17 protein-coding genes and 1 pseudogene are annotated in these 20,778 nt (G+C 43.2%); 15 read left to right on the top strand and 3 right to left on the bottom strand.

The features are described 5' to 3' along the window. The first annotated feature begins 34 nt into the window (after positions 1 to 34). The 4 genes from msbA to kdsB all read left to right on the top strand — a co-directional run bounded on the left by msbA (position 35) and on the right by kdsB (position 3,851). Complete coding sequence (msbA, locus tag Xenpb_RS01965) at positions 35 to 1,783, top strand: lipid A ABC transporter ATP-binding protein/permease MsbA (RefSeq protein ID WP_187653071.1); 1,749 nt, start codon at positions 35 to 37, stop codon at positions 1,781 to 1,783. Continuing rightward, entirely contained in the window at positions 1,780 to 2,760 is a 981-nt protein-coding gene (lpxK, locus tag Xenpb_RS01960; protein ID WP_187652864.1) for a tetraacyldisaccharide 4'-kinase, read from the top strand. Before msbA ends, lpxK begins: the two co-directional genes overlap by 4 nt. 158 nt (positions 2,761 to 2,918) lie before the next feature. Continuing rightward, positions 2,919 to 3,098 (top strand): Trm112 family protein, encoded by a 180-nt coding sequence (locus Xenpb_RS01955; protein WP_047961966.1) that lies wholly within the window; start codon positions 2,919 to 2,921, stop codon positions 3,096 to 3,098. Between the two features lie 3 nt (positions 3,099 to 3,101). Then, positions 3,102 to 3,851 carry a 3-deoxy-manno-octulosonate cytidylyltransferase gene (kdsB, locus tag Xenpb_RS01950; protein ID WP_187652863.1) on the top strand — a complete coding sequence of 250 codons (750 nt, stop codon included), beginning with the start codon at positions 3,102 to 3,104 and terminating at the stop codon, positions 3,849 to 3,851. Positions 3,852 to 4,115: 264 nt separating this feature from the next. On the opposite strand, the pseudogene elyC reads toward kdsB, so the two are convergent. Next, positions 4,116 to 4,913 (bottom strand): annotated as a pseudogene (gene elyC, locus Xenpb_RS01945) (envelope biogenesis factor ElyC); the annotation flags it as partial. 168 nt (positions 4,914 to 5,081) lie between these two features. On the opposite strand from elyC, the gene cmoM reads away from it, so the two are divergent. The 11 genes from cmoM to Xenpb_RS01890 all read left to right on the top strand — a co-directional run bounded on the left by cmoM (position 5,082) and on the right by Xenpb_RS01890 (position 19,967). Beyond that, positions 5,082 to 5,867: a tRNA uridine 5-oxyacetic acid(34) methyltransferase CmoM gene (cmoM, locus tag Xenpb_RS01940; protein WP_187652861.1), complete on the top strand. Its 786-nt coding sequence runs from the start codon at positions 5,082 to 5,084 to the stop codon at positions 5,865 to 5,867. Continuing rightward, on the top strand, positions 5,864 to 7,186 hold the full coding sequence (gene mukF / locus Xenpb_RS01935) for a chromosome partition protein MukF (RefSeq protein ID WP_187652860.1): 1,323 nt from the start codon (positions 5,864 to 5,866) through the stop codon (positions 7,184 to 7,186). The genes cmoM and mukF overlap by 4 nt, the downstream gene beginning before the upstream one ends. Beyond that, positions 7,167 to 7,889, top strand: coding sequence for a chromosome partition protein MukE (gene mukE, locus Xenpb_RS01930; RefSeq protein ID WP_187652859.1), 723 nt, complete (start codon positions 7,167 to 7,169; stop codon positions 7,887 to 7,889). The genes mukF and mukE overlap by 20 nt, the downstream gene beginning before the upstream one ends. After that, positions 7,886 to 12,349: a chromosome partition protein MukB gene (gene mukB, locus Xenpb_RS01925; RefSeq protein WP_187652858.1), complete on the top strand. Its 4,464-nt coding sequence runs from the start codon at positions 7,886 to 7,888 to the stop codon at positions 12,347 to 12,349. Before mukE ends, mukB begins: the two co-directional genes overlap by 4 nt. Before the next feature lie 155 nt (positions 12,350 to 12,504). Further along, positions 12,505 to 13,092 (top strand): GrpB family protein, encoded by a 588-nt coding sequence (locus Xenpb_RS01920; protein ID WP_187652857.1) that lies wholly within the window; start codon positions 12,505 to 12,507, stop codon positions 13,090 to 13,092. Between the two features lie 477 nt (positions 13,093 to 13,569). After that, positions 13,570 to 13,785, top strand: coding sequence for a hypothetical protein (locus Xenpb_RS01915; protein ID WP_187652856.1), 216 nt, complete (start codon positions 13,570 to 13,572; stop codon positions 13,783 to 13,785). After that, the gene (locus tag Xenpb_RS01910) at positions 13,785 to 14,720 is read left to right on the top strand and encodes an aldo/keto reductase (protein WP_187652855.1); all 936 of its coding nucleotides are present in this window, start codon (positions 13,785 to 13,787) and stop codon (positions 14,718 to 14,720) included. The genes Xenpb_RS01915 and Xenpb_RS01910 overlap by 1 nt, the downstream gene beginning before the upstream one ends. A 45-nt stretch (positions 14,721 to 14,765) precedes the next feature. Further along, positions 14,766 to 15,431, top strand: a complete 666-nt coding sequence (locus tag Xenpb_RS01905) for a 2OG-Fe(II) oxygenase (protein WP_187652854.1) — start codon at positions 14,766 to 14,768, stop codon at positions 15,429 to 15,431. 36 nt (positions 15,432 to 15,467) lie between these two features. Next, positions 15,468 to 17,357, top strand: a complete 1,890-nt coding sequence (locus tag Xenpb_RS01900) for a hypothetical protein (RefSeq protein ID WP_187652853.1) — start codon at positions 15,468 to 15,470, stop codon at positions 17,355 to 17,357. A gap of 40 nt (positions 17,358 to 17,397) precedes the next feature. Next, positions 17,398 to 18,639: an acetyl-CoA carboxylase biotin carboxylase subunit family protein gene (locus Xenpb_RS01895; protein WP_187652852.1), complete on the top strand. Its 1,242-nt coding sequence runs from the start codon at positions 17,398 to 17,400 to the stop codon at positions 18,637 to 18,639. Beyond that, positions 18,636 to 19,967 (top strand): hypothetical protein, encoded by a 1,332-nt coding sequence (locus Xenpb_RS01890; RefSeq protein WP_187652851.1) that lies wholly within the window; start codon positions 18,636 to 18,638, stop codon positions 19,965 to 19,967. Before Xenpb_RS01895 ends, Xenpb_RS01890 begins: the two co-directional genes overlap by 4 nt. 157 nt (positions 19,968 to 20,124) lie before the next feature. Here the strand turns inward: Xenpb_RS01890 and Xenpb_RS01885 are convergent, their stop codons facing one another. Together Xenpb_RS01885 and Xenpb_RS01880 are read right to left on the bottom strand one after the other, a co-directional pair. Further along, positions 20,125 to 20,628, bottom strand: coding sequence for a hypothetical protein (locus Xenpb_RS01885; protein ID WP_222942844.1), 504 nt, complete (start codon positions 20,626 to 20,628; stop codon positions 20,125 to 20,127). After that, positions 20,606 to 20,778 (bottom strand): IS1 family transposase (locus tag Xenpb_RS01880; RefSeq protein ID WP_222942853.1); only part of this gene is annotated, 173 nt, incomplete at its 5' end. The genes Xenpb_RS01885 and Xenpb_RS01880, both read right to left, overlap by 23 nt.

The following is a 20,778-nucleotide window of genomic DNA, read 5'->3' as shown; positions in this document are numbered from 1 at the left end:
ATGAGCCGCTATTTCTTTTGGTTTTGGTAACTCAATAATGAATGATAAAGACCTTTCTACCTGGCAGACCTTTCGCCGATTGTGGCCGATCATCACACCATTTAAGATCGGGCTGTCAGTTGCGGCGGTTGCACTAATTATCAATGCTGCCGGTGATACATTAATGCTTTCCTTGTTAAAGCCTTTGTTGGATGAGGGCTTTGGTAAGGCAGACATTAGCGTATTGAAGTGGATGCCACTGGTTGTTATCGGGTTGATGCTGTTACGTGGCATATCTGGTTTTATATCAAGTTATTGCATCTCTTGGGTATCTGGCAAAGTGGTTATGCAGATGCGTCGACGCCTGTTCAACCATATGATGGGCATGCCGGTTTCCTTTTTTGACCAGCAATCTACGGGAACATTACTTTCACGCATCACATATGATTCAGAACAGGTTGCTTCTTCCTCTTCTGGCGCATTGGTGACAGTCGTTAGGGAAGGGGCATCAATTATTGGCCTGTTTATCCTGATGTTCTATTACAGTTGGGAGCTTTCCCTCATTTTAATTGTGATTGCGCCTATCGTTGCAGGTGTTATCCGCCTTGTTTCCGTGCGGTTTCGTAATATCAGTAAAAATATGCAGAATAGCATGGGAATGGTGACGACCAGCGCCGAGCAGATGCTGAAAGGGCATAAAGAGGTTTTAATATTTGGTGGTCAGAAAGTTGAAACGGAGCGTTTTAACAAGGTCAGTAACCATATGCGCCAGCAAGGCATGAAAATGGTTTCTGCTGATTCTATATCAGACCCGATTATTCAGCTTATTGCTTCGTTTGCATTGGCGTTTATCCTGTATGCGGCTAGTTTTCCTGAGATTATGGGGGCTTTAACAGCGGGAAAAATTACCGTTGTATTTTCATCCATGATTGCCTTGATGCGTCCATTAAAGTCACTGACTAACGTTAATGCGCAGTTTCAACGTGGCATGGCCGCTTGCCAGACTTTGTTTGCCATTCTGGATATGGAACAGGAAAAAGATGACGGTAAACTGGAAGTCAAAAAGGCAAAAGGTAATATCGAATTCCGTGATGTGACTTTCTGCTACCCAACTAAAGATCATCCTGCATTGAAAAAGGTTTCAATGACGATACCAGCAGGCAAAACAGTCGCATTGGTTGGTCGTTCTGGATCAGGTAAATCGACAATCGCTAATCTCCTCACCCGTTTTTATGACGTCAATGAAGGGGAAATTATATTGGATGGTCATGATCTGCGCGAATATACGTTGGCTTCATTGCGTAATCAAATTGCGTTGGTATCGCAAAATGTGCACCTGTTCAACGATACTGTCGCTAATAACATTGCCTACGCCAGCGAAGGGCAATTCAGCCGTGAAGAGATCGAACGTGCAGCGGAAATGGCCTATGCAATGGACTTTATCAAAAAATTGGATAACGGCCTTGATACCATCATAGGTGAAAATGGCGTTTTGCTTTCCGGTGGTCAACGTCAGCGTATCGCTATTGCCCGTGCGTTATTGCGTGATTCACCAATTCTGATTCTGGATGAGGCAACTTCAGCATTGGATACTGAATCTGAACGTGCGATTCAAGCCGCATTGGATGAATTGCAGAAAAACAGAACCTCATTGGTGATTGCTCACCGTCTTTCCACTATTGAAAATGCTGATGAAATTATCGTCATTGAAGATGGTAATATCCTGGAACGAGGCAACCATGTCGCTCTATTGGAACACGAGGGCGCATATGCTCAATTACATCGGATGCAGTTTGGTCAATGATTGAAAAGATATGGTCAGGCCGCTCATGGCTTTATATTGCGCTATTACCCTTATCAGCCCTTTATGGGCTGGTAAGCGGTTTACGTCGATTAAGCTATAAAATGGGGTTGAGACGCTCTTGGAAAGCGCCTGTACCTGTCATTGTGGTTGGTAACCTGACGGCAGGGGGAAATGGCAAAACCCCTGTTGTTATTTGGCTGGTAGAGCAGTTGCAACAAAAAGGCTATCGGGTTGGTGTTGTTTCCCGTGGCTACGGAGGGAAATCGGAACATTATCCTCTGCTCGTGACAGATGAAGTGACTACAGCACAGGCGGGAGATGAGCCTGTTTTGATTCGTCGTCGTACTGGTGTGCCTGTTGCAGTTGCTCCAAAACGTGCTGATGCTATTGAAGCATTATTGGCTCATGCCCCTATTGATATCGTGGTTACGGATGACGGTCTCCAACATTACGCTTTACAGCGTGATTATGAGATTGTGGTGATTGACGGTGTTCGTCGTTTTGGTAATGGTTGTTGGCTACCCGCAGGGCCGATGCGGGAACTGGCCGGGCGCTTGAATACCGTCAATGCCATTATTGTTAATGGTGGAACGGCTCAGGCAGGTGAATTGCCAATGACCCTGAAAGGAGAATTAGCCGTTAACCTGTTAACAGGCGAGATGCGAAACGTCACTGATATTCCAAATGCAATTGCAATGGCAGGGATTGGTCATCCACCGCGTTTTTTTGCAACATTGCAACAATTGGGTGCAAGTCTACAGGAAACCCATGCTTTTGCTGACCACCAATCTTATGAAAAATCCCAATTATTGGCTTTAGCGAACAGTGATCAAAATCTGCTGATGACAGAAAAAGATGCGGTAAAATGTTTCCAATTCGCTCAGCCTAACTGGTGGTATTTACCCGTCAATGCTGTTTTGCCAGAAGAGGAAGGGCAGAAAGTACTGAATGAGATTCGAGCCTTGATCCCAGAGTGAACCACTCATTTATAGTATCGGGAAACCATGGCAAGGCAATTACACAAACAGCCATATTTAACAAAACAATATCTAACAAAATAACAGAGTTAACGGTGAGACATCGCTTGTGGTATTCTGAGCCGCATTAAATTTAAGGCCCGTCATTTGGGGGATATATGGATCACCGTTTACTCGAAATCATTGCTTGTCCGGTATGTCATGGCAAGCTCAGTTACGATAAAGAAAACTTTGAACTGATTTGCAAATTTAACCGCCTCGCATTTCCTGTCCGTGATGGTATTCCTGTGTTGCTAGAGCATGAAGCACGAGTGTTGCCTACAGAGGAAAACAAGTAACCTATGTTTACCGTTATCATTCCAGCTCGTTTTTCTTCAACGCGCTTGCCCGGAAAACCACTGGCCGATATTCACGGCAAGCCCATGATTGTACGTGTTATGGAACGGGCAGCCCGTTCTGGTGCTGCTCGGGTTATTGTGGCAACAGATAATCAAAACGTTTTTGATGCAGTGATTGCCGCGGACGGTGAAGCCTGTATGACAAGCGAAAACCATCATTCAGGCACAGAACGCTTGGCTGAAGTTATCGAGAAATATCAATTTGCTGATGATGAAATCATTGTGAATGTGCAGGGGGATGAACCCCTTATTCCAGAACAAATCATTAAGCAAGTGGCTGATAATTTGGCAGGTAGTGATGCTGGAATGGCAACACTTGCTGTGCAAATTAAAGATGCAGAAGAAGCATTCAATCCCAATGTCGTTAAAGTTGTTATGGATGCTAAAGGTTATGCGCTCTACTTTTCTCGCGCTACCATTCCATGGGAACGTGACCGCTTTATGCAATCAAAAGAGGCTATCGGAGATAATTTCCTGCGCCATATCGGAATTTATGCGTATCGGGCAGGGTTTATCCGGCGTTATGTCCAATGGACTCCAAGTCCATTGGAAAATATCGAGATGCTCGAACAATTACGGGTGCTTTGGTATGGTGAAAAAATCCATGTAGCAAAAGCACTGCAAGCACCGGGCGCTGGTGTGGATACCCCAGAAGATCTGGAAGCAGTTAGAAAAGTTTTTGCAGCATTTTGATAGAGAAAATTTTGACTATGGTGGAATATCATAAGTCATTCAGAGCACAAGAAACGCAATTAGGCGATTTAAATCGCCTAATTGGATTGAGTGCCATTAAACTGAATGAGCAGGCTTATATAGAGGAGTTAATGTTGAAGTGTCAACATCTTGCTCTGCTTTATCAAGGCCGTATGTTTCTTGTGACCTTAACCACATCTGAGGAGTGCTACCAAGCACCTTCGATAGCTTTACTGCCATCTCTGGTTTCTCGCTTTCTTTATCTGTACTGGAAAGCTTGATTGCTTGCCAGATACGCCCTAATGTTTCATACCAAGCTCGTTCTGTGTGTGAGAAATAATAGGAAGAAGGGATATATTTTTCCCACGGATAGAGTGGTGTTGTGACAGCCAATTGATTGGCCGGAGCTGCGATGGGGTGTAGGCCACGTTGTTCAAAGAATTTCATTGACCTTTCCATATGATTGGCAGATGTGACAAGAATAAAAGATTGCTTCCCGACAACTTTTTCTACCTCAGCAGCTTCTTCTTCTGTATCTAAAGGTTTTTTCAATGTTATGGTGTCTTCTACAGGAATACCCATAGATTGTGCTACCATAGCAGCAACTTCTGCACTGCTAATTGAATTTACGCCTTTACCGCCTGTGAAAATCATTTTAGCACCAGGATTAAGATGGTATAACCGAATGCCTTCAGTGACTCTGGGTAAGCTGTTGCTGATAAGGTTAGCACTGGGTGCCCACTTAGGGTTATAAGTAAAGCCGCCGCCGAGAACGACAATATATTTTACGGGGGCAATAGATGTAGCGTCAGCTATAGTGTCAGATGTGGTTTTAGGCTCATAGCGTTGAACATATTTCCCTTCAATAGGAAGTAAGAGTTTGTCGGCAATAGGCTGTAAACTAAATAAAAGTAATGTAAGCCAACTCAGTGATAAAATAGTTTTTCCTGTTTTTTGCCAACGGGTGAACCACAGTAATAGCAATGCGATGAAAGAGGCGATAATAATCAGCGGCAAAGGCATTAGCAGTGAGCCGATATATTTTTTTAGCAGGAATAGCATTGACGGGCCTTTGTTTGGTTAAATTATAGTCGTGCAGGGGCGAATTTAAGGCTAAAAGTAGTTAATTAAATGATTACTGTGCCAAAATAACAGTAGCAAAAATAGCAGTAGATAGCATAACTACTCAATAGATAAATTAAACTTAGCTTATAAGTGGGGCAGTTTTTCATGCGGGATCGCAATTTCGATGATATTGCAGACAAATTTTCGCGTAATATTTACGGCACAACCAAAGGTAAAATCAGGCAGGCCGTTGTCTGGCAGGATATTAACGAATTGCTGAACCATCTACCTCAACGCCCTTTACGCATTTTGGATGCAGGGGGCGGTGAAGGGAATATGGCTTGTCAATTGGCTGAACTAGGTCATCAGGTCATACTTTGTGACTTATCCGAAGAGATGATCCAGCGCGCGAAACACAACGCGGAAGAGCGGGGTGTTCTCCATCAAATGCAATTTATCCAAAGCTCAGTACAGGAAATTCACCAATATATTGAACAGCCGGTTGATCTGATTCTATTTCATGCTGTATTGGAGTGGATGACTGACCAAAAAGAGGCAATAGAAACGTTGGGAGATATAATAACGCCCGGTGGTGCTCTCTCATTAATGTTTTATAATGCTAATGGGTTGGTTATGCGTAATGCCATCTTAGGTAATTTCCATTTGGCGACCCCCAATATTCAACGTCGTCGAAAACGTTCTCTATCTCCGCAGAATCCATTAGTGCCAGAACAGGTATATCAATGGTTGACTGAGCTCAAGATGGAAATAACCGGTAAAACTGGCGTAAGGGTTTTTCACGATTACCTGCAAAGTCGCCAATTACAAAACGCAGATTTTCCGGCGTTGCTTGAACTTGAACAACGTTATTGCAGACAAGAGCCCTATATCAGCCTGGGGCGTTACATTCATGTGATGGCACGCAAGCCTACCTTAAAGAGCGAATTATGAGTGAATATTCCCAGACTGTTCCTGAACTTGTGTCCTGGGCCAGAAAAAATGACTTTTCAATTTCGTTGCCACCAGAACGATTGGCTTTTTTACTGGCAATAGCCGTATTGAACAGTGAACGGCTCGATGGTGAAATGAGTGAAGGAGAGCTGGTGGATGCTTTCCGCGAAGTATGTAAAGGTTTTGAGCAGACTTCTGAAGCAGTATCCGTCAGGGCGAATAATGCCATTAACGATATGGTTCGTCAGAAGCTACTTAACCGTTTTACCAGTGAACAGGCTGATGGCAATGCTATCTATCGTTTAACCCCGTTGGGGATAGGCATTAGTGATTACTATATTCGCCAGCGTGAATTTTCCACGTTGCGCCTCTCCATGCAGCTATCCATCGTTGCCAACGAATTGCATCGGGCGGCTGAGGCAGCCGAGGAAGGTGGTGATGAATTCCATTGGCATCGCAATGTCTTCGCGCCTCTCAAATATTCAGTGGCTGAAATTTTTGACAGCATTGATATGTCCCAGCGCTTGATGGATGAACAGCAAAACAGCGTAAAAACTGATATCGCCGCGCTACTTAATCAGGATTGGCAGGCGGCCATTGCCAATTGTGAACAGTTGCTGTCTGAAACTTCCGGCACATTGCGGGAGCTTCAGGACACATTGGAAGCAGCGGGTGACAAATTGCAGGCGAATCTATTGCGCATTCAGGCGGCTAATATGGATAGTGATGGCTCTGAACTGGTTGATAGACTGGTTTTTGATCTCCAAAGCAAGCTGGATCGCATTATCAGTTGGGGGCAGCAGGCCATCGACTTGTGGATAGGTTATGATCGCCATGTTCATAAATTTATCCGAACCGCTATTGATATGGATAAAAACCGCATTTTTGCCCAGCGCCTCCGTCAATCCATACAACACTATTTTGACAGCCCGTGGGCGTTGACTATCGCCAACGCAGAACGTTTTCTGGATATGCGTGATGAAGAACTGACTCTGCGCAATGAAGAGGTAATGGGAGAATTACCGCCAGAAATGGAATACGAAGAGTTCAGTGAAATCAACGAACAATTGGCTGAAATGGTTGAACAGGCGCTGGCGGTCTACCAACAGGCAAAACTCCCTCTGGATTTAGGAGCCATCCTGCGCGACTACCTTGCTGAATATCCACGTAAACGCCACTTTGATGTAGCGCGTATTCTGGTGGATCAGGCAGTAAGGTTGGGCGTTGCGGAAGCGGATTTCTCTGGATTGCCAGCGGAATGGTTAGCGATTAATGATTACGGAGCCAAGGTGCAGGCACATGTCATCGACACATATTGAACAATTTATGCCAGTTAAACTGGTTCAGGCATTATCCAACGTCCTTTTTCCGGAATTAGACAGCCAGCTTCGTGCAGGGCGTCATATCAGCATGGATGATCTTGATAATCATGCTTTTCTGATGGATTTTCAGGAAGCGTTGGAAATGTTTTATGCGCGTTATAACGTCGAGTTAATCCGTGCCCCAGAAGGTTTTTTCTACCTGCGTCCCCGTTCAACGACGTTGATCCCGCGATCTGTCTTATCTGAATTGGACATGATGGTAGGTAAGCTCTTGTGTTATCTCTATCTTAGCCCGGAGCGTCTGTCCAATCAGGGGATATTTACTTCTCAAGAATTGTATGAAGAGCTGCTGTCATTGGCTGATGAAAATAAGCTGATTAAATTAGTGAACCAACGTTCGACAGGTTCCGATCTGGATAAGCAGAAATTACAGGAAAAAGTACGCACTTCCCTAAACCGCCTACGCCGTTTGGGAATGGTTTATTTCCTGCAAAATGACAGCAATAAATTTACGATTACCGAAGCCGTATTCCGCTTCGGTGCAGATGTACGCAGCGGTGATGACCCACGCGAGGCTCAATTGCGGATGATCCGTGATGGTGAAGCTATGCCGATCGAAAAGGAATCATCGCAGGAAGATAATGAACATGAAGAAGCATCAGAGCATTCAGCAGAAGGTGCGGAGGATGAACAGTCATGATTGAACGCGGTAAATTTCGCTCTCTGACGTTAGTTAACTGGAACGGCTTTTTTGCCAGAACGTTTGATCTTGACGAGCTTGTGACGACTTTATCCGGTGGTAATGGCGCGGGTAAATCCACGACGATGGCGGCATTTGTAACCGCTTTGATCCCGGATTTAACGTTACTCCACTTCCGCAATACCACTGAGGCAGGGGCAACCAGTGGTTCACGTGACAAAGGCTTGCACGGTAAACTGCGCGCTGGTGTCTGTTATTCCACGCTGGATGTTGTTAACTCCCGTCATCAAAGGATCATTACCGGGGTTCGTCTACAGCAAGTTGCCGGACGTGATCGTAAAGTGGATATCAAGCCATTTATGATTCAGGGCGTTCCTGCATCTGTTCAGCCAACACAGCTTTTGACTGAAAATATTAACGAACGTCAGGCAAGAGTTCTGCCATTAAATGAACTGAAAGAGCGCCTTGATGAGATGGAAGGCGTTCAATTCAAACAGTTTAATTCGATTACGGATTACCACTCCCTGATGTTTGATTTGGGGGTAATTCCAAAACGTCTGCGTTCGGCGGGAGATCGCAGCAAGTTTTATCGCCTGATAGAAGCATCACTGTATGGTGGTATTTCCAGCGCCATTACACGTTCATTGCGTGATTATTTATTGCCGGAAAACAGTGGAGTCAGAAAAGCGTTTCAGGATATGGAAGCCGCGTTGCGTGAAAACCGTATCACACTGGAAGCCATCCGCGTAACTCAATCTGATCGCGATCTATTCAAGCATCTCATTACAGAAGCAACGACTTATGTTTCTGCGGATTATATGCGTCATGCTAATGAACGTCGTGTTCATTTGGATGAAGCGTTGGCCTTGCGCAGTGAATTATTTGGCAGCCGCCGTCAGTTAATTGCTGAACAATATCGTCATGTCGAAATGGCACGGGAGTTGACGGAACAAAGCGACGCATCTTCTGATTTAGAAATGGATTATCAGGCTGCCAGCGATCATCTGAATTTGGTCCAGACTGCAATGCGTCAGCAGGAGAAAATCGATCGCTATCAATCAGATATTGAAGAATTGACTTATCGGCTGGAAGAACAGAGTGAAGTCGTAGAAGAAGCGAAAGAGCTACAGGCAGAATATGAAGCTGTTTCTGAAGCGGCTGAACAGGAAGTTGATGAATTGAAAAGCCAGCTCGCTGATTACCAGCAGGCTTTGGATGTTCAACAAACCCGTGCGATTCAATATCAGCAGGCACTACAAGCATTAGAGCGTGCCCGTGAACTTTGCCAGCTTCCTGAGCTGTCAATAGACAATGCTGATGAGTGGCAGGAAACCTATCAGGCCGCAGTGCAACAGGCGACGGAAACTTTGCTGGCACTGGAACAGAAACTGAATGTCGCAGATGCGGCGCATAGTCAGTTCGAGCAAGCTTATCAACTGGTGAAAAACATTGTTGGTGAAGTGAGCCGCAGTGAAGCATGGCAAACTGCCCGTGAATTATTACGTGAATGGCCATCCCAACGCCATTTGGCTGAGCGTGTTCAGCCTTTACGTATCCAGTTGGCTGAATTGGAACAGCGCCTGAACAGTCAGAAAAATGCAGAACGTTTGTTGGAAGAGTTCTGTAAGCGTCATAACCAACAATATCAAGCGGAAGATTTAGAAGCTTTACAGGGTGAATTAGAAGCACAGTCGGAAGAACTGAGCCTGAATGCCAGTGAAAGTGGTGAACGTCGTATACAGATGCGCCAGGAGTTTGAACAACTCAAGCAGAAGATCCAAGGATTAACTGCGCGCGCACCAGTATGGCTTGCGGCACAGGAAGCCCTGAATCAATTGTGTGAACAGAGTAATGAGACGCTTGAAAGCGGGCACGAAGTTACTGAATACATGCAGCAATTGCTGGAACAAGAGCGTGAAATCACTGTTGAACGTGACGATGTAGCGGCACAGAAACGTGAACTTGAAAAACAAATTGAGCGCTTGAACCAGCCAAGTGGCGCAGAAGATGGGCGGTTGCTTGCATTGGCGGAGCGTTTCGGTGGTGTTTTGTTATCAGAAATTTATGATGACATTACCATTGATGATGCGCCTTATTTCTCTGCACTGTATGGTCCGGCACGTCATGCGATCGTCGTGCCTGATCTTTCATTAGTTCGCCCACATCTGGAAGCATTGGAAGATTGCCCGGAAGATCTCTATTTGATCGAGGGAGATCCGCAATCTTTCGATGACAGCGTATTCCATTTCGAAGAGCAGAAAAATGCGGTTCTGGTGAAATCATCTGAACGTCAGTGGCGTTACTCACGTTATCCTGAAGTTCCGTTGTTTGGACGGGCAGCAAGAGAAAATCGTCTGGAAGCCCTCAGCCTTGAGCGCGATACACTGGCAGAGCGCTATGCGACACTCTCATTTGATGTTCAGAAAATTCAGCGTGCACACCAGGCGTTCAGCCGTTTTGTGGGCAAACACCTTTCTGTTGCGTTTGATGATGATCCAGAAGCAGAAATTCGCAGCCTGAATCAGCGCCGTATTGAACTGGAGCGTGAGTTATCCCAATTTGAAGCTCAAACTCAGCAGCACCACCAGAAACTGACTCAAGTAAAAGAAAGCTTGTCAGTATTGAATCGCTTGATTCCACAAACCACGATCTTGCTGGATGAAACGCTGATTGATCGCGTGGAAACAGTTCGTGAAGAGATGGGTGAAGCACAGGATGCAGCACGGTTCCTGCAACAGCATGGCAACACCCTGACTAAGCTTGAGCCGCTGGTTTCTGTTTTGCAAAGCGATCCACAGCAACATGAACAGTTGCAGAAAGACTATGAGACAGCAAAACACAGCCAAAATAAGGCCAAGCAGCAAGCCTTTGCCCTGACAGAAATCGTCCAGCGTCGTGCGCATTTCAGTTACAGTGATTCTGCCGGAATGCTCAGTGAAAATTCCGACTTGAACGACAAGCTGCGCCAGCGTCTTGAACATGCAGAATCTGATCGCAGCCGTGCGCGTGAACAATTGCGTCAGCAGCAATCACAATGTGCTCAGTTCAACCAAGTATTGGCATCTCTGAAAAGTTCTTATGACACTAAGCAGAATATGCTGAAAGAACTTGAGCAAGAGCTGAAGGATATTGGTGTTCAGGCCGATGCTAACGCAGAAAGTCGCGCTCGTGAACGTCGTGACCAGCTCCATGCTGCCGTGAGTACCAACCGTTCCCGCATCAACCAGCTTGAGAAACAAATCGCATTCTGTGAAGCGGAAATGGACAACCTCCAGAAGAAACTGCGCAAATCTGAGCGTGATTATTACCAGAAGCGTGAACAGGTGGTTTCTTCGAAAGCAGGCTGGTGTGCTGTAATGCGCATGGTGAAAGACAATGGGGTTGAGCGTCGTTTACATCGCCGTGAATTGGCCTATATAGATGGTGATGATTTACGTTCGATGTCGGATAAGGCATTGGGAGCATTGCGTCTGGCGGTAGCGGATAATGAACATTTGCGCGATGCGTTGCGTTTGTCTGAGGATCCGAAACGTCCTGAGCGTAAGATTCAATTCTTTGTTGCTGTTTACCAACATCTGCGCGAGCGCATCCGTCAGGATATTATTCGGACAGACGATCCGGTTGATGCCATTGAACAGATGGAAATTGAGCTGGCACGTCTGACCGAAGAGTTGACCGCTCGTGAGCAGAAACTGGCGATTAGCTCTAAGAGTGTGGCTAATATCATTCGTAAGACTATCCAACGTGAACAAAACCGTATTCGCATGCTGAACCAAGGGTTGCAGGCTGTTTCCTTCGGGCAGGTTGGCGGCGTGCGTCTGAATGTGAATGTACGTGAAAGTCATTCTCTCTTGTTGGATATTCTGTCTGAGCAACAGGAGCAACATCAGGATCTGTTCAACAGCCAGCGTCTGACCTTCTCAGAAGCGATGGCGAAGCTCTATCAGCGTTTGAACCCGCAGCTTGATATGGGACAGCGCCTGCCTCAAACAATTGGTGAAGAATTGCTGGATTACCGTAATTACCTCGAACTGGACGTTGAAGTTAATCGTGGTTCGGATGGTTGGTTAAAAGCGGAAAGTGGCGCACTCTCTACCGGTGAAGCTATCGGTACGGGGATGTCTATTCTGGTTATGGTTGTACAGAGCTGGGAAGAAGAATCGTGTCGTTTACGTGGTAAAGATATTTCACCATGCCGTTTGTTATTCCTTGATGAAGCCGCACGTTTGGATGCGAAATCAATCGCGACGCTGTTTGAACTGTGTGAACGCTTGCAGATGCAGTTAATTATTGCCGCCCCGGAAAACATCAGCCCAGAAAAAGGGACAACCTATAAACTGGTACGTAAGATCTTCAATAATCAGGAGCATGTACATGTTGTTGGGTTGCGTGGTTTTGGGCAGGATGCTCCGGTTACTGAACAGCTACAAACACCGTCACAAGCGATATTGCAAGAATAACTCCATCGTTGGGTGATGTTTCTATTATTACAGGAAGCCATATAATAATATGGCTTCCTCAGTTGAGATGAATTCTTCTGGGTAGTTATTTAATACGTCCTCATTTATCCCGATTTAATGTATCAAATATAGGTAGAAAAATAAGGAGTGAATTAATGATAAATACTAAAGATATTATCTTTTTTCCTGAACCAGATCCTAATGAAAATCCTTGGGTGCATGGTAAACCTGCTGAAGAGGTGATTGATGTTGTGGAATACAATCCTGAATGGATAACCACATGGAAACAGCTTTCTTTATCTATCAAACAAGCGCTTGGAAATATTGCTCTGAATATTGAGCATGTTGGGTCAACGGCGGTTCCAGGGCTTGCTGCTAAGCCGATTATTGATATTGATCTAATTGTGGAAGATCCGGCTCAAGAAGAAAAATATGTTCCTGCATTGGAACGGCTTGGTTATGATTTAACGGTTCGCGAACCGAGCTTTTATCAGCACCGATGCCTTCGTTTGGCGAAGCCTCGCACCAATCTCCATGTCTTTGGCCCTGATTGTCCTGAATATATTCGGCATATTTGGTTTCGTGATTGGCTTAGAGAACACCCTGAAGATTGTGAGCGATATATGGTTGCGAAGATAACTGCTAAAAATAATGTCAATCAGGTAATGGATTACAATAAGAAAAAAGAGAAAATTGTGCATGAGATTTATCAACGCATATTTCAAAGTAAGGGATTATTGTAATAATATTTGACTATTATTTTTGATTACTGTGTTGATCTATTCATATCCTGTTTGTTTTCTTATTGCAAAAACAAACAGGAGTGTTATTTTTAAGAGCCTATTTTATCCTATTAAACCCCTGGTTAATTACCATCAAAAAAATCTAATTGATTTTTATAGAATTAGACGTCATTGTTAATATAAATATATTTTTAAAATTTCCAAGTTAAATTACTAAAGTGAATAAATATCATATTAGGTTATTCCTTTTTTATTTTTCCCTTATTAATAAAGTCCGGTTGTTTATTATTTATAGGTGATATACCCAATGGATTTCAAGGTGCGTCACGGCGGCAAGGGAGCGAATCCCCGGGAGCATAGATAACTATGTGACTGGGGTGAGTGAGCGCAGCCAACAAAGAGGCAACTTGAAAGACGAAGGGTATAAATAATAACTGGAAGTGTAAACCCCTTTTCTATTTATAGAGAAAGTTAACTATGACAAATAAAATGAAAGATGTTAATGATCTTCTGGATGATTTAATTTCCAAACCTGAAGTGCAAGCTCGTTGGGAAAATGAACCTGAACAAGTGATGCAAGAATACCAGCTGACCGAGGCACAATATCGCGCACTTTCTGAAGGAAATATAGACGCTTTAATCAATGAAGGATTGGCGGATAGGCATGTCCAACAGATGAGAGTTAGTTGGTAATGATTGGCTCTAGTTCCCATTTCTTGAAGACCATTGGCTTACGGGTATCTCGTTTGGCTGTTGGGGGAAGCCATTTTGGTATAAGTGTCCATAGAAAGGATGTCATGCGCATTGTTTCTACGGCATTGGATGTGGGGGTTAATTTCTTCGATACAGCAGATACTTATGGAAAAGGTGAGAGTGAAAGCGCACTAGGTGATGCGTTATATGGGCATCGGCATGATGTTGTGATTGCGACAAAGTTTGGTCATGATGAAGTCGCCAAAGGTGCGAGTCGAGAAGCAATGACTTGGTGTTTGCACAACAGCCTTAAACGTTTGAAAACGGATTATATCGACTTATATCAGTTACATGCACCTGATCCATTAACTCCTGTCGAAGAAACTATCTCTACTCTGCAATCATGGGTAAAAGCAGGAAAAATCCGTTGTTATGGTATCTGCAACGTTAAATCATCAGAAATAGAACATTACTGTCGTATCGCTCAGGCGATGGCAGGAGAGCCACCCGCCAGCATACAGAACCCCGTGAATATATTGAATTACCAGAGCTATAAAGAAATACAACCTTCCCTCAAGGCATTTCAGCTCGGCGCACTGGCGGCTCTTCCTCTGGCTCGTGGGCTTTTGGGAGGGCGTTACCGTTCAGTGTTAGATGTTCCTCAAACGCATCCTTTGTCGGGCTATAAGGGGCTTGGTTATCGCAATATACGTACAAAAAATGCAATCAACCGATTGATGCATGCTGCAAAACAATTAAATCGTTCTCCGTCTCTCTTGGCGCTGGAAGTGATATTGGCAAGTGAAGGGATGGTTTCTGTTCTGGTTGGCATCAGTAATCCTAACCAATTACTTTCCCTGATTGATCTTAATCCATCATTGCTTCAGCAAAAAACAATTGATTATGTTTTTGGGAGACGTTTGGCGCTGGATTGAATATGTACCCAAAAATTAATCCATCATTTATTGGAGATGTATAAAATGGCTGAAGTCCTGAATTTAGATGCACTACGGAGTATGAAACTCGATCATTATCCTTCACCGTGGGCAACATGTGATAATACGTTTAAGGAAACAATTACTGCTGATGTTTTTCCGGTAAGTCACTGGACTTATCATTCCCAACGTAAACTCGCAGAAGCTCTTGGCAAGACAGGATCACCAGAATGGTATCAACATAATGTTAAAACTCGCCCTCTTCTGGAGTTAGGTGAAAAAGAGCCTTACGCCTCTGATGAGCTTGCTGATATTTGGTTGGCGGTAGCAAAGGATCTCTTATCCGATGATTATCTCGAATGTATCAGTGATGTCAGCGAATATAATGTCAGAAAATTGCAATTTCAGGCACATTTTTGGGAGTTTGGCCCAGGTTCTTTCTTTCAGCCCCATGTGGATAAACCCCATAAAATAGTGACCCATCTAATGTATCTGACTGATGATTGGGTACCTGAAATGGGAGGCTGTTTGCAATTACTGCGTTCTGCTGATCCATTGGATGTTGTAGTTGAAATTGCACCGAAAAAAAATACTTCAGCGATCATTCGTAGAACTGATTCAGCTTGGCATGCAGTTACGCCTATTCCTAAGAACATGCAGGCAGTTAGAAAAGTTTTGCAAGTATGGTTTTGGGATACACCTGCAACCTAATTTTCCTCTGTCATATTTTCTTCGTGGAATAGTCACATGATAAATTGGTTGAAGACACTTTCTGAATATAATGATGTGGTTGATTCTGGATCAGGAATTCCTATTATTCGTCCAGAAAATGCCACACAAGAAAATCGCTGGCGCCAAGTAATAGAGGAAATGTATACGGAGAAATTGCGTACAAGTTACAACAAGGATGTTGCGATATTCAACATGGATGAAAATACTTGGCCGATGGCTTTGTTATATGCAAAGGTCATGGAATATCGCGTTATTCCAATCAACGACATTGATAGCATCAAATTGTTGATGCAGGAAGTGAAAGAAAAAAGCATTCTGATCATAGCAATGGCACATGAACTGAAAGTAGGTTTTGTTGCCAGTATGCTGGAAATGGCTGCTGAAGCTGGTAAAACTATCGGTTTTTTGTGTGGAAGGACGCTTTCCAGCCTCAGTTATTTGGTTGCCAAATCATTATTAATTCCTTCACTTTCAGAGCAAAATGAATTTCTGATTGATGCACCAAAACATAAATATGCAAGTAATGAAAGTGATCCAGAGCAGTTAGCTGTTTTGCTTTCACAACCTGCCATGCTGAAAACGATCAGAAGTCATGGTGAGGGAAGTCATGCTAAATTGCCTTTATTGACGGTTTGCGGGTTGTTGGAAGAAACCGAATTTCCTCTGATACCTGAATGTGGGTGTTCAGGCATCACCCGACGATGTAAGCGTGCACATGGAAAGACTCGCGTATTTTATGGACTGGATATTCGTGCTTATGCCATCAATTATATATGTTGCAATGGCTTTAATATTGCAGAGGAACTTTATCCCTCTCCGGTATCAATGACTTTGGCATTGACGGAAGGGTGGCCTGCTGCTGTTTTAGCACCTATCCGCCCACTGATTGCCCCGGATTACCTTCTGACACTATTGAGAAAAATGGCGAAAGAAAAGGTGCCTCTTGGGCAAATCGCAGCAGGATTGAATGACACTTGTGCTGCACTTGGACAGCCTTTCACGTTCGCGTTGCTTGGTGATCCAACATTGCAATTGTCGATGCAGGATGAAAAACAATCTTTGCCGACAGTTCAACATGATAATGGCGAATCGGAATCAGTTTCCAAGGCCATTGCATGGATTAAGACGGTATTGGAAGAGAGTATTCACGGGCATCGGTTGCTGCGTTCTATTGATGCGTGGTTAGGAGATACGGTGGCTGAGCAGTTATCTGGTTTGCGTACAAAGCTTATGGATATTGAACGGCTGGCTCTTTTTTCACTAAAAAAATATGAAGCTTCTTATTCTCTGGAAAATAACAAAGAACTTTTGCGGAATAAGGCGCTTATTCAGCTGCTAATTGCTCAATGGGAAAAAATAATGGTGTCGTTATTGCATGAAAGTCGTGCAAGTTTTGATGCCTTTGATTTGCTGCATTATGATCAATTGCTTAGTACGTTAAAAACAGCTGAGCCATGCCAACGATGCGGAACATTGATGGAAACCTCTTTATTTGGCAACGAGGGGATAATCACGGGATGTAGCGAAACCCAAATGTGTCGAGTCTGTGGCCCGCTTTCAGCCTACCGTTGTGGAGGTATCCGCCTGGAAAATCAGACGGAAACATTAATTGCTCGGCAGGGGGAAAGTATAACTGCAAAAATACGGCTACATATTCCTCATTCCGTTCATCTTATTACTCACAGGGTACATTTGGAACTTCGTGGATATGATAAATCTACCGGGCAATGTTTTGTCTCTGATCTGAAAACAACAGAATTAAAAAATGACAATGTAATAAAGTTTGAATTTAAATTGGGTGAAAATCAGGGATGTGATTTACATAGTATTCGAATTATCGCTGTATCTGGTTTTGATATTGCTTTTCTCCGTATTCGTCTGGCCTGTTTACCTAAACAGCCATAGGAATAACATTTCTTATGTCATCAAATTACGGCAGGGAAATATGATGAAAGTACTGGTTCTCAATCGTCGCCCTATTGTGGAAAAAATTGCGTCATGGTTTGCCGAAACTGAAATAGAGGTTTTTCTTGTAACACCTAAGGCATTATTATCTGCATTATTACCAACATCGACAAATTCATCTCATAGGGCGCAGAAATATTTTAAAGAAATTTATGCTGTTGATGATTATGACTCACCTTTGGTCGATAAATTAATTCTCAAATTAGTTGAAGAAAAACAAATTGACCGGATTGTTTCGGCAACAGAGATTGATGTGTTACGAGCAGCGCAAGTGCGAGAAAAGATGGGCTTAGTTGGGCAAAATGAAATGTCGGCGCTTGCTTATCGCAACAAATGGGTAATGAAATCCTTACTACGCAAGAATGGAATTCCAGTTGCTAAAATGTTGCAAGTTACTGACAGGCAATCAGTGGAGAAATTTGCCAATGAATGGGGATTTCCGATCGTCATTAAGCCTGTTGATGGTGGTGGATCAGTAGGAGTACAGATCATTCACAATGCAGCACAGTTACAGAACATCAATTTTGAGTCATTAAAACGAGGTTACATAGTTGAAGAGTGGATTGAAGGGGAGTTCTTTACTATTGATGGTCTTATGAGAAATGGTGAAATGTTGCATTGCTGGCCTTCACATACAACCGCTAATTTCTCTGCTGTCAGTGGAAATTCAGCCCTGCTTAGTTGGATGTTATTACCGGATAATCCTCTGACAATGCAATTATCTGCTCTCATGTCAAAAGTAATTATGAGCCTTCCTCCTACACCTGATACTATTGCATTTCATGCCGAAGCCTTCTTTTGTGAAAAAACACATCACCTTGTGTTGTGTGAAATTGCGTGTCGCCCGGGAGGAGCGGGGCATGTACCTGTGTATGAAATGGCATTTGGTTTGAATTTGTACAAAGAAACATTGCTTGGTCAGGCAGGAATGCGTTCTCAAGAAACTTATCAAAGTATTTCCCCTCAGGCTATGGCGGGGTTTGCCTGGTTTCCTCCCAAAGCGGGCGTGTTTAGCTATGCGCCGGAAAATTGTCCTATTCATGGTATTATTGATTATCAACTTATGGCGCGTATTGGCCAGTATTACCAGGCCCCTCACTCCATTTCAGATCATATAGCCAAAGCCTTTGCCTTGCTGCCAGTTGATTGTGATCCAGCCAGCGTTATTACTGAAATTAATACTTGGTGGAAAACACATGCTTTATGGATGGAGATTACATGATTACACAAAGGGTACCAGATAATTGGTTTACGGAAATAACAAAAAGGTTGAAAGAATATTGGCAGAATCGTGAAATAGGTTTTTTAATTGATTATTCAGATAATTTGGATACGTTGGAAAACTTGATGTTTGAGTTGCAAATATGTGGTGCCAAAATAAAGGCGATAATATCCGTATCAGAGGAATCTTGGCGCCCAGAAGGGGTATTGTGTTGGCATATTATTAATATTAATAAACAACCCTTACAAGTGATATTGGAAAACCAGTTTATTTGTATTAAACATTGGTTGGACAAAATTGATCCGGAAAAGAATATCACTTTCTTGGGAGGAGTGAGATTACCACTTTCTCAATTAGCTGGCAGAACCACTTATGGTTGGCAAAAACCTGAATGGGCTAAATTTGAAGATAAAATCTATATTGATGATAGCCTTCGTCGATGGGGAATTAATACGCCTCCTTACAAAATAATTGATCCTGATCCTAATGATGCAGTAGCGGCGTTTCACCTTCTTAACAAAGGGAAAGGGGTTGTATTAGCAATTGATAATTCAAAGTCATTTAATGCCGGATCAAGTGGCTTGGTGTGGATTAGGGAACCTGATGAAATTGCTGGTGTATTGGATAAATTCCGTAATCAAACCAGAAAATTTCGTATGGCTGAATTTATACAAGGAGTTCCATGTAGTATTCTTGCCATGGTTTTGCCAACTGGCGTTGCTGTTTTTGATCCGATAGAAATATTGACCGTTTTTGAAAAAACAACTAATCAGCTTCTGTTTTGTGGTTCATCAAATCGCTGGCAGCCCGGAAAACTTGCTGACAATATGCGTGCTTGCACTCGTCTGGCGGGAGAGAAACTTGCAGAAGAAGCCGGTTATCGAGGAATGTTCAGTCTTGATGGTATCTGGACAGGCAGTGAATTTTTTGCAACAGAAATTAATCCCCGTCATGCGTCTGGATTGGGATTACACCGTGCCGTCCCTCTATTTCCTTGCTATTTATTTAATCGCGCTGTTCAGGAGAATTGCCCTCTTATTATGGATCTTGATCCTTATCAGGTTGAAATAATATGGCGTGATATGATTCGTAATTATTCAGGCCAAAATATCATCGTATTGGATCGAGATAAAAAACAACAAAGAGTGGTAGAAATTGAAGCGAATGATCAGATGATTGCTCTAGGTGTTCCTTCTGAAGGTGTTAATGCACTTATTTATCGTCCTCTGGATCAGGAAAAATTACTGGGTAATATTGTGGCTGAACTGGCTAGTAAAGTCTCTAACCGCCATTATGTGAGTTTTATCTGCCATGATATAAACCAATAACCTATTTCCTTCATTTTGCAAATTTTCGCTTTGTGGACTGAACTGCAATTTGAGATGTATTTGTGAGATGTATTTGTGAAATGTATTGGGTATATTAGAGCTAGAGTATACGCATGGCTTGAAGAGAGAATTCTCTTCAAGCTCAATTTCAACGTTTTTAAAGCATATTATTTCTGTTGTCATGATATCGATTAAGAATAATAAATCCAATACCAGTTAAGGTAACGTATAATATGATACTTCCCCATAAAGTGGTGCTGGAAAAACTGAGTAGTTGGGTGAACATCCAAGGGGCAATAACAGTGGAGCTGCCAAAAGCAAATTGAAGAACAGCAGAATAGCGACCTTCATAACCGGAAAGGGAAAACATTAAAATGGCTACCCCTATTTGCGAACCGAGAATGGCTTCAGAAAGACTAAGCAATAAAGTCACGATAAAAATTAAGATAAATTGCAATAAAAGATCGCCATTTAGAAAGAAAATAATGCCATAAGCCATAGTTTGCAAAAAACTAGACCATGCTAACGATTTCAGGCATCCAAACTTATTACCTAATCTTAACGCAACGTTTTGAAAGCAAGGAATGCCAAAACAGAGACCTGTAAAAACGGTCATGTATTCAATCCGTTGCTCTGCTTTAAAGATAGTATTCTCTTTCAATAAAAGTCCCGATAACTTTGTCATGCATCTCAGGGGATTTTGAATAGCCGAGTGTTTTACGATTCAATCGTTTAATTCTGTTGCGAAGTGTAAGATTTTCACGCTCGATACGTTGCGTGAAACTTTTCCCGACGAGGTGTGTATTTTCAG

Source organism: Xenorhabdus sp. PB62.4, from assembly GCF_014467285.1.
Classification (GTDB): domain Bacteria; phylum Pseudomonadota; class Gammaproteobacteria; order Enterobacterales; family Enterobacteriaceae; genus Xenorhabdus.
Note: the sequence above shows the minus strand (reverse complement) of the source record. Positions and strands in the feature narration are given on the sequence as shown.

Coding starts and splice junctions, on each gene's coding strand:
- lpxK (WP_187652864.1), top strand. CDS start 1,780: ATGATTGAAAAGATATGGTCAGGCCGCTCATGGCTTTATATTGCGCTA.
- Xenpb_RS01955 (WP_047961966.1), top strand. CDS start 2,919: ATGGATCACCGTTTACTCGAAATCATTGCTTGTCCGGTATGTCATGGC.
- kdsB (WP_187652863.1), top strand. CDS start 3,102: ATGTTTACCGTTATCATTCCAGCTCGTTTTTCTTCAACGCGCTTGCCC.
- cmoM (WP_187652861.1), top strand. CDS start 5,082: ATGCGGGATCGCAATTTCGATGATATTGCAGACAAATTTTCGCGTAAT.
- mukF (WP_187652860.1), top strand. CDS start 5,864: ATGAGTGAATATTCCCAGACTGTTCCTGAACTTGTGTCCTGGGCCAGA.
- mukE (WP_187652859.1), top strand. CDS start 7,167: ATGTCATCGACACATATTGAACAATTTATGCCAGTTAAACTGGTTCAG.
- mukB (WP_187652858.1), top strand. CDS start 7,886: ATGATTGAACGCGGTAAATTTCGCTCTCTGACGTTAGTTAACTGGAAC.
- Xenpb_RS01920 (WP_187652857.1), top strand. CDS start 12,505: ATGATAAATACTAAAGATATTATCTTTTTTCCTGAACCAGATCCTAAT.
- Xenpb_RS01915 (WP_187652856.1), top strand. CDS start 13,570: ATGACAAATAAAATGAAAGATGTTAATGATCTTCTGGATGATTTAATT.
- Xenpb_RS01910 (WP_187652855.1), top strand. CDS start 13,785: ATGATTGGCTCTAGTTCCCATTTCTTGAAGACCATTGGCTTACGGGTA.
- Xenpb_RS01905 (WP_187652854.1), top strand. CDS start 14,766: ATGGCTGAAGTCCTGAATTTAGATGCACTACGGAGTATGAAACTCGAT.
- Xenpb_RS01900 (WP_187652853.1), top strand. CDS start 15,468: ATGATAAATTGGTTGAAGACACTTTCTGAATATAATGATGTGGTTGAT.
- Xenpb_RS01895 (WP_187652852.1), top strand. CDS start 17,398: ATGATGAAAGTACTGGTTCTCAATCGTCGCCCTATTGTGGAAAAAATT.
- Xenpb_RS01890 (WP_187652851.1), top strand. CDS start 18,636: ATGATTACACAAAGGGTACCAGATAATTGGTTTACGGAAATAACAAAA.